Below are 7,686 nucleotides of genomic sequence, written 5' to 3'. Positions count from 1 at the left end.
GCCGGCCACGCCCGCGTACCCGATCGCGTACGACGCCGGCAAGGCGCTGCACGCGGCCGCGAAGGCAAAGGGGGAATTCGGCTACGGCGCGCAGTGGGCCGGGCAGGCGGCGCCGCTCGTGCGGCCGCTGCCGGCGGCCGAGCTGTTCGCCGCGCTCGAACGCGAAACGCGGGCGACGATCGAGCGGATGCAGCACGTGCTGGATTGATCGCACGAATCGCGGTCAACGGGCCGCGGCCCCATGCCGGCGATCGGTGAGCGCACCCCGATCGCCGCGCCGATACGTCGCCGCCCACCGTCAATTTGCAATGTTCTGTATCTGCACGAACCGCGGATACATCGCGATACAACGCAAGTTCGGGCGTCCGCTATAAAGCAGGCATGACCTCTTCGGGAGTGCACCATGTCTGCAACCTGGTTCAAAGGGTCCTGCCATTGCGGGGCCGTCAAATTCGAAGTCCGAACCGCCATTACGCCGGCGACGCGCTGCAACTGCAGCCTGTGCCGCCGGCGCGGCGCATTGATGAGCCCGATGTTCGCCGCCAGCGAACTGAAGATCGTCGAAGGCGAGGGCGCGCTGACGTGCTACCAGTTCAACACGCGCACGGCCCGTCACTATTTCTGCAGCCATTGCGGCATCTATCCGTTCCATCAGACGCGCAAGGATCCCGCCTGCTGGCGCGTCAATCTCGGCTGCCTCGATGGCGTCGACCCGTATGCGCTCGACGCGACGGTCGCCGACGGCGCGAGCCTCTCGGTCGTGGAGGACGCATGAAACGCTGGCTGATGGTCCTGCTGTTTGCCGCGGGCGGGCTCGCGACCGAAATCGCGCATCCGGTGCAATGCACGCTGCTGTCGGTCAGCCGTCCACCGACCGGCAAGCGCCGCAGGGCGAACTGACGGCGCGCCGGTTCATCGAGACCGATTATCATGCTTCCGATAAGATCGCACGCGATATATAATGCGTCCATCTGCGGCCGTTCGCGTCGCTGGAGGACGTTCATGAAACCGACCGAAGCCCCATCCGACACTGCACCGAAGCTGTCCGAGTTCCTGTGCTTTGCGATCTACTCGACGAACCTCGCGTTCGGCAAGGCGTACAAGCCGATCCTTGAATCGCTCGGCCTCACGTATACGCAATACATCACGATCATTGCGCTGTGGGAGCAGGACAACCAGACGGTCGGCCAGCTCGGCGAGAAGCTGTTCCTCGAATCCAATACGCTGACGCCGATCCTGAAGAAGCTCGAGGCGATGGGCTACCTGGAGCGGCACCGCGATCCGTCGGACGAACGCCAGGTGCTCGTCAGCCTGACGAAAAGCGGCCGCCGCGTGCGCGAGAAGGGGCTCGACATGAACCTCATCGAAGCCACCGGGTTGAAGCCGGACGAATTCGCGAAGATGCAGAAGGCGATCGTCACGCTGCGCGGCAACCTGATCCGGTCGACCGACGAATAAACACCCGGTCACACTGCGGCCGGCACGACCCGCGTGCCGGCCGCGTCGTCATGCGTGCTCGCCGCCCAGCACCAGCAGGTTCATCTCGCGGCGGACGACGAAACCGAGTGCGAGATAGCGCTCGATCGCCACCTGGTTCGACGTGAGGACGTGCAGGAAAGGCGTATCCGCGCGTGCATCGATCTCCGCAATCAACGCCCGCATCAGCCGCGCTGCCAGCCCTTGCCGCCGGAACGCGGCATCCACGCAGACGGCGCTGATTTCCGTATACCCGTCGACCTGCATCCGCTCGCCGGCCATCGCGGCCAGTCGGCCGTCGCTACGAATGCCGATGTAATGGCCGAGCTCGAACGTGCGCGGGCCGAACGGGCCGGGCTGCGCGGCCGTGGTCAGCGCGAGCATGTCCGGCACATCGGATTCGGCGAGCGTGACGTAACCCGATTCAGGCGCCGGGTCGAGCGTCCGCTGCCAGACCATCTGCAACAGGTTCGCGCGCCGGATCACCGACAATCCCGCCGGCGGCTCGATCGCGTCCGGCGTGACCAGTGCCGCCGGCCCGTGTGCGGCGATCAGGGTGCCCAACGCGTCGAAGGATGCCGCGCTCGTGTCCTCGATCGCGGCAAACGGCGCGACCGCCGCCGGAAACCGCCATGCACCGTCGTGGCCGACCGCAAAGCGGCGCTGCCGGCCCGTCAGCGCATTCCACACCACACGGTCGAGCGGGTGCGCACTGCCTCGCGCGGTTCCGGTCGTTGCATCGGACATCGGCTGCTCCTCGTTTGAAGGTTTCGATCGCACAGCATAGACCGGGATCGGGCGGGCAAGGCGCACGGACACGGCCGGAAGCCAGCGTCGTCACGGCGTTCGGCAGCGTCGCGGTGGGCCTGTTGCATGACGTGCTCGGCAACCGGTGGCCGGAAGCCAGCGTGCCGACCGCCGCTGGGCCGGCTGCGGCCCGCACGAATGGACGGCACTGGTCGATGACGTCCGCGCGCGGCGTCGCGAGCGACCAGCTCGTGCTGGTGGAAGCCGATCCCGCTTTCGCGGACGCGTTGCGACATCGGTTTCCCGCGTTGCGGATCATGCGGATGGATGCGGCGCAGCTCGGCATGACAGGGGATTTCTTCGGCGGGGCGCGCGCGGATGCGATCGTGAGCGGGCTGCCGCTCGTCGCGATGCCGGTCGAACAGGCCGTCGCGATCGTTCATTGCGCGTTCGCGCGTCTTCTGGCTGCCGATGGCGCGTTCTACCCGTTCACGTATGTGAGGCGCTGTCCGGTTCCGGCCCGCCATCTAGAGGCCATACGTATTCGTGCCGTCAGGATCGGCGTCGCGTGAATGAACTTCCCGCCCGCCATCGTGTATCGCTTCGAACGCCGGATCGATGCGGCCGGCCATCAGTGGCCCGGTGCGCGGCCGTTGAGCGTTGCGGTTGCGGTTGCGGTTGCGGTTGCAACTATTTTGCGCGGCTTCGATAGCACGCCATCACTCGACTCGAGAGGCATCGAGCCATCGGCGGATGGACGTCTAGCATCGTGAACGCGTTCGGGTATGGGGTGTTGTTTGGCCGGCTGCGGCAGCTGCCGCTTCTTTCTTCCCGGATCACTGGTCGCGAAAACCGATATCGGCGTTGGCGTCGCGCACTATCGAATCCCGGGTGGACGCAAGCGCGTCGCGCATGTCACTTTGCAACGCCACGTCCCACCGCAGGCCGACGAGGGACGCGCCGTACTCGCACGCCCCCGCTTCCCATGCGTTGTCCAGCCTTGCGCGACGATTCCGACGCGCCATGCTCAATGGCCGAAGTAGATCGACCGCTCGGCCGTGCGAACCGCGCTGCGGCTGCCCGACTGCGTCGCACTGTCGGCGTCGCTGCCGTAACCGGACGCCTGCGACTCGGCCGCGACTGCAGTGGTGTCGTGAATCCGGCGCAGCGCAGCCTGGAGATTATCCGGATAGTTCGGGTCGTTGGGCCGGTTCGGCAGGTAGCCGGCCTTCTGCAGCGCGGCCAGTTCCGCACGCACTTGCGAGCGCGTCACGGTGCTGTCACCCGCAAACGCCGGTGCGGCAACGGCAGCCGACACGGCAACGAGAAGGGCAGCGATCAGTTGGGTCTTCATCATTTACCTCGACAAGAAAATGGAGTTCAGGGGTTACGCGTCGTTCGCCGACCACCGGCGCCGTTCGCGGTGTCGTTCAATGACCGAAGTAGATCGAGCGTTCGGCGATTCGCGTCGCGGGCCGGCTGCCCGACTGCGTCGCAGCAGCGGCATCGCTGCCGTAACCGGACGTCGCTGCGTCGGCCACCGCGGTGTCGTTCGCATGAATGCGCGTCAGTGCGGCCTGCAGATCGTCCGGATAGTGCGGATCGTTCGCGCGGCCCGGCCGATAACCGGCCTGTTCAAGCTGGACGAGCTCGGCACGCACTTGCGCGCGGGACACGGCGGCTGCATCGGCGAACGCCGGTGCGGCAGCGGAGGCGGAAACGGCCACGAGAAGGGCGGCGATCAGTTGGGTTTTCATCATTTACCTCGACAGAAGAGAAATAGAAGGAAGGCAGGGTCCGCGTATCGACGATGCGTCGCGCTCAATGACCGAAATACACCGAGCGATCGGCCACGCTGACCGCATGCCGGCGGCCCGATTGCGTTACCGCCTCGCCGTTGCTGCCGTAGCCGGACACCTGCTCGTTGCTGGCGACCGCATCGGCGACATGGATCTGCGTGATGGCAGCCTGGAGATCATTCGGATAGGTGGCGTCGGTCGCGCGATTCAGCGGGTAGCCGGCCTGTTGCAACTGCGCGAGCTCGGCGCGCACCTGCGCACGCGTCACGGTGGATTCGCTGGAGAACGCCGGTGCGGCAACCGTGGCCGAAACAGCGACGAGAAGGGCGGCGATCAGTCGGGTATTCATCATTCACCTCAAAAGGAAAGAAAGAAAATCGGGCATTCGGCAAGGCGGCGTCAGGCCGCCTGATGCATCGTTCAAGCGATACGGATGTCGACGTCGATGTTGCCGCGCGTCGCCTTCGAATACGGGCAGGTCTGGTGTGCCGCATCGACGATGCGCTGCGCGACGTCGCGATCGAGCCCCGGCACGCTCACGTTCAGCCGGGCCTGCAGGAAGTACGCATTGCCGGCGGTGCCGAGATCCACTTCGGCGTCGACCGCGAGATCGGCCGGCAGCGTCACCTTCGCGGCACGCGCCGCAAGCTGCATCGCGCCGATGAAGCAGGCCGACCAGCCGGCCGCGAACAGCTGCTCCGGATTGGTGCCGGTGCCGGCGCTGCCCGGCGACGACAACTGGATGTCGAGGCGGCCATCGGAACTGCGCGCCGCGCCGTCGCGGCCGCCCGAAGTCGTATGCGTCTTGCCCGTGTACAGCACTTTTTCGATCTTGCTCATCATTTGCTCCGTCAGTTGGGTGGTTTGTTTCAGATGCGATTCGATCGCATGCGATGGAGTTTCGTCGAGACGACCACCCCCGTCAAGCGCATTCGATTAAATCGCATACGATATTTTGTATTTCAATGTATCTGGAACGTGTACAGCCTCACGGGAGAAGGCATTCCGGCGATCACTCCCCGATAATCGACGCGCGACGCATCCGGGCAGGGCAGGTGAAAACGCCCCGGGAACGGCTGGCCGCCGCGCAGGGCGGCCGATCGGTCAGGCCGGGTCGATCTCGGCGATCACGACGAGAATCACGGCCGCATCGGCCGGCAACTGGCGCTGGGAGAACGCCGAGCGCGCGTGGCCCGACTTTTCGCCCAGCACGGCGGCGAACAGGTCCGACGCGCCGTCGATCACAGCCGGCTGCCCGACAAAGCCGTCGGCCGAACTCACGTGCCCCTCGACGCGCACGATCTTGCGCAGGCGCTCGAAGCCGCCCAGATGCCGGCGAATCTGCGCGAGCACGTTCAGCGCCGCGAGCCGGGCGGCATGCTTGCCTTCGTCGACGTTCAACTGCTCGCCGACACGGCCGGTATAGGCAATCTTGCCGTCGACCAGCGGCAGTTGTCCTGAAACGAACAGCAGGTTGCCGGCTTCGCTGGCGGCCGTATAGCTGCCGAGCGGGTTCGGCGGCTCGGGTAACGCGAGGCCGAGGTCGGCCAGTTTCTGTTCGACGGTCATGTCGTGCTCCTTGCGGGAAAAGGGTTCGGGCGATCGGTACGGCCTGTGAGTCACTGTAGCCATGCGTCCGAAGCCGGTAAATGTCAGCCGCGCAATTGATTCACGACGCGGTGTAACGAATCGCGCCGTGCGCGTCCGCTGGTTTCCGCCACGAGATTCATGCACACTCGGCGTCATCGCGCGCCACGCGCCGCAGACGGCAGGAATCGCCTCATGCAACGACAATTCGACGATCTGCTGCTGGGCAGCATCGAGCTGTTCTGCCTCGCCGCCGAACTCGGCAGCTTCACGCTGGCGGCGAACGCGGCGAGCGTCACGCCGGCCGCGGTCAGCCGCTCGGTCGCGCGGCTCGAGGCGCGTCTCGGCGTGCGGCTGTTCGTGCGCACGACACGCCAGATCCGCCTGACCGATTCCGGCCGCCGCTATTTCGAGCAATGTCGCGACGCGCTGTCGCAACTGGTCGACGCGGAGCGCGAGGCGACCGGCCAGCAGGCAACGCCCGCCGGCGTGCTGCGGATCAGCATGCCGACACCGTACGGGCACTATCGCGTGCTGCCGCTGCTGCCGGCGTTTCGCGAGCGGTATCCGGACGTGCGCGTCGACACCCACCTGAGCAACCGCAACATCGACTTCGCCGAGGAAGGCTACGACCTCGCGATCCGCGGCAGCGCGCCGGCCGATTCGAACCTGATCGCACGCAAGCTGGAGGATGCCGAACTCGTGATCGTCGCGACGCCCGGCTACCTGAAGCGCGCAGGCATGCCGACCGCCGTCGACGACCTGCATGCGCACGAATGCATCCAGTTCGAGCTGCCGAGCAGCGGGCGGACGATTCCGTGGCTGTTCAACGACGGATCGGACGGAATCGACGTCGCGACGACCGGCAGCTACGGTACGTCGGGCGACTACCTTGCCGGTGTGACGCTCGCGCGCAGCGGTGCGGGCCTGTTCCAGACCTATCGCTTCATCGTCGAGCAGGATCTGCGGGCCGGCACGCTCGTGGAAGTGCTGTCCGGCCTCGGCGGCCGGTCGCGGCCGTTCATGCTGCTGTATCCGCATGCGCGCTTTTTGTCGTCGCGCGTACGCGTGTTCGTCGACTTTCTCGTCGAGCATCTGGCGCGCGCGCCGGCCGGGCAGCCGGCCGAAAAACGCGCCAAACGAGCCGGCGCATCGCGCTAGGCGCACCGGCTCGCGGTGTCGACGCCGCGTCTCAATGCCCGGCGCTCTGGCCGCCGTCGACATGCAGGATCTCGCCCGTGACGAACGGCGCCGAATCCAGGTACAGGATCGCGTCGACGATGTCGCTCATTTCGCCCATGCGGCCGACCGGATGCAGCGACGCGAGCGTCGCGTGCGTTTCGGGCGCGTGCATCGGCGACTTGATGATCCCGGGCGACACCGCATTCACGCGAATGCCGGCCTTCGCATACTCGATCGCGAGCGACTTCGTCGCCGCATTCAATCCGCCTTTCGTCAGCGACGCAAGCACCGACGGCACGTTGCTGTTCGCGTGATCGACCAGGCTCGTCGTGATGCTGACCACGTGGCCGCCACCGTGTTTCTGCATCGCGGCGATCGCATGCTGCGTGACGTGGAAGAAGCCGCTCAGGTTGACGTTCGTGATCTGCGCGTAGTCGTCCGCGGTGTACTGCGTGAACGGCTTCGCGATGAAGATGCCCGCGTTGTTGACGAGCGTGTCGACGCGGCCGAAGCGTTCGATCGCGGCGTCGACCACGCGCCGTGCGACGGCCGCGTCGCCGATGTCGCCCGCGACGGTGACGAGGTCCGGATCGTTCGACGGCCCGATCGAACGTGACGTTGCGACGACGCGATGGCCGCGGGCCCGGAATGCGTCGACCGTTGCCGCGCCGATGCCTTGCGATGCGCCTGTGACGATGATGACTCTGGATGCGCTCATGATTTGCCTCGATAGGTGAAGGGTTCCCGGCTTCGGTGCCGACCGGATCCGTGAATCCGATGGGCGAACTGTAGGCGCGCCGGTTGCGATCTCGAACACCCACCGTGGAGCAACAGTCTTGCGTCGGGGGAACAAATGCGGGGCGGGGTCGGGTGAGGGACTGCGGTCAGGGCGGCC

At 66.2% G+C, this 7,686-nt stretch carries 11 protein-coding genes and 2 pseudogenes; 6 read left to right on the top strand and 7 right to left on the bottom strand.

Annotated features, from left to right (window positions below; translation table 11 throughout):
* The 4 genes and pseudogenes from G3N98_RS16700 to G3N98_RS16690 all read left to right on the top strand — a co-directional run.
* Positions 1-208 (top strand): annotated as a pseudogene (locus G3N98_RS16700) (nitronate monooxygenase); the annotation flags it as partial.
* Between the two features lie 195 nt (positions 209-403).
* Positions 404-775, top strand: coding sequence for a GFA family protein (locus G3N98_RS16695; RefSeq protein WP_089425458.1), 372 nt, complete (start codon positions 404-406; stop codon positions 773-775).
* Positions 772-900, top strand: a complete 129-nt coding sequence (locus G3N98_RS40195; RefSeq protein WP_277396904.1) for a hypothetical protein — start codon at positions 772-774, stop codon at positions 898-900. The genes G3N98_RS16695 and G3N98_RS40195 overlap by 4 nt, the downstream gene beginning before the upstream one ends.
* Before the next feature lie 102 nt (positions 901-1,002).
* A complete protein-coding gene (locus G3N98_RS16690) occupies positions 1,003-1,458 on the top strand; it encodes a MarR family transcriptional regulator (RefSeq protein WP_089472822.1) in 456 nt (151 codons plus the stop codon).
* Between the two features lie 48 nt (positions 1,459-1,506).
* Here the strand turns inward: G3N98_RS16690 and G3N98_RS16685 are convergent, their stop codons facing one another.
* Complete coding sequence (locus tag G3N98_RS16685) at positions 1,507-2,223, bottom strand: GNAT family N-acetyltransferase (protein WP_206148704.1); 717 nt, start codon at positions 2,221-2,223, stop codon at positions 1,507-1,509.
* 224 nt (positions 2,224-2,447) lie between these two features.
* Between G3N98_RS16685 and G3N98_RS16680 the strand changes: the two are divergent.
* Positions 2,448-2,996 (top strand): annotated as a pseudogene (locus tag G3N98_RS16680) (phospholipid methyltransferase); the annotation flags it as partial.
* A gap of 254 nt (positions 2,997-3,250) precedes the next feature.
* On the opposite strand, the gene G3N98_RS16675 reads toward G3N98_RS16680, so the two are convergent.
* The 5 genes from G3N98_RS16675 to G3N98_RS16655 form a co-directional block, all read right to left on the bottom strand.
* A complete protein-coding gene (locus tag G3N98_RS16675; protein ID WP_206148703.1) occupies positions 3,251-3,580 on the bottom strand; it encodes a DUF4148 domain-containing protein in 330 nt (109 codons plus the stop codon).
* A gap of 73 nt (positions 3,581-3,653) precedes the next feature.
* Entirely contained in the window at positions 3,654-3,983 is a 330-nt protein-coding gene (locus tag G3N98_RS16670; protein ID WP_206148702.1) for a DUF4148 domain-containing protein, read from the bottom strand.
* 61 nt (positions 3,984-4,044) lie between these two features.
* A complete protein-coding gene (locus tag G3N98_RS16665) occupies positions 4,045-4,371 on the bottom strand; it encodes a DUF4148 domain-containing protein (RefSeq protein ID WP_206148701.1) in 327 nt (108 codons plus the stop codon).
* 71 nt (positions 4,372-4,442) lie between these two features.
* Positions 4,443-4,862, bottom strand: coding sequence for an organic hydroperoxide resistance protein (locus G3N98_RS16660; RefSeq protein ID WP_011352035.1), 420 nt, complete (start codon positions 4,860-4,862; stop codon positions 4,443-4,445).
* A 264-nt stretch (positions 4,863-5,126) separates the two neighbouring features.
* Complete coding sequence (locus G3N98_RS16655; protein WP_206148700.1) at positions 5,127-5,591, bottom strand: RidA family protein; 465 nt, start codon at positions 5,589-5,591, stop codon at positions 5,127-5,129.
* A 213-nt stretch (positions 5,592-5,804) separates the two neighbouring features.
* Between G3N98_RS16655 and G3N98_RS16650 the strand changes: the two genes are divergently transcribed.
* Complete coding sequence (locus G3N98_RS16650) at positions 5,805-6,770, top strand: LysR family transcriptional regulator (protein ID WP_206148699.1); 966 nt, start codon at positions 5,805-5,807, stop codon at positions 6,768-6,770.
* A 31-nt stretch (positions 6,771-6,801) separates the two neighbouring features.
* On the opposite strand, the gene G3N98_RS16645 is transcribed toward G3N98_RS16650, so the two are convergent.
* On the bottom strand, positions 6,802-7,509 hold the full coding sequence (locus G3N98_RS16645) for an SDR family oxidoreductase (RefSeq protein WP_089425469.1): 708 nt from the start codon (positions 7,507-7,509) through the stop codon (positions 6,802-6,804).
* Positions 7,510-7,686: the final 177 nt, after the last annotated feature.

The organism is Burkholderia sp. Tr-20390 (genome assembly GCF_017104595.1).
Taxonomy (GTDB): Bacteria; Pseudomonadota; Gammaproteobacteria; order Burkholderiales; family Burkholderiaceae; genus Burkholderia.
This window is presented reverse-complemented; position numbering and strand designations above follow the sequence as displayed.

Coding starts and splice junctions, on each gene's coding strand:
- G3N98_RS16695 (WP_089425458.1), top strand. CDS start 404: ATGTCTGCAACCTGGTTCAAAGGGTCCTGCCATTGCGGGGCCGTCAAA.
- G3N98_RS40195 (WP_277396904.1), top strand. CDS start 772: ATGAAACGCTGGCTGATGGTCCTGCTGTTTGCCGCGGGCGGGCTCGCG.
- G3N98_RS16690 (WP_089472822.1), top strand. CDS start 1,003: ATGAAACCGACCGAAGCCCCATCCGACACTGCACCGAAGCTGTCCGAG.
- G3N98_RS16685 (WP_206148704.1), bottom strand. CDS start 2,223: ATGTCCGATGCAACGACCGGAACCGCGCGAGGCAGTGCGCACCCGCTC.
- G3N98_RS16675 (WP_206148703.1), bottom strand. CDS start 3,580: ATGATGAAGACCCAACTGATCGCTGCCCTTCTCGTTGCCGTGTCGGCT.
- G3N98_RS16670 (WP_206148702.1), bottom strand. CDS start 3,983: ATGATGAAAACCCAACTGATCGCCGCCCTTCTCGTGGCCGTTTCCGCC.
- G3N98_RS16665 (WP_206148701.1), bottom strand. CDS start 4,371: ATGAATACCCGACTGATCGCCGCCCTTCTCGTCGCTGTTTCGGCCACG.
- G3N98_RS16660 (WP_011352035.1), bottom strand. CDS start 4,862: ATGAGCAAGATCGAAAAAGTGCTGTACACGGGCAAGACGCATACGACT.
- G3N98_RS16655 (WP_206148700.1), bottom strand. CDS start 5,591: ATGACCGTCGAACAGAAACTGGCCGACCTCGGCCTCGCGTTACCCGAG.
- G3N98_RS16650 (WP_206148699.1), top strand. CDS start 5,805: ATGCAACGACAATTCGACGATCTGCTGCTGGGCAGCATCGAGCTGTTC.
- G3N98_RS16645 (WP_089425469.1), bottom strand. CDS start 7,509: ATGAGCGCATCCAGAGTCATCATCGTCACAGGCGCATCGCAAGGCATC.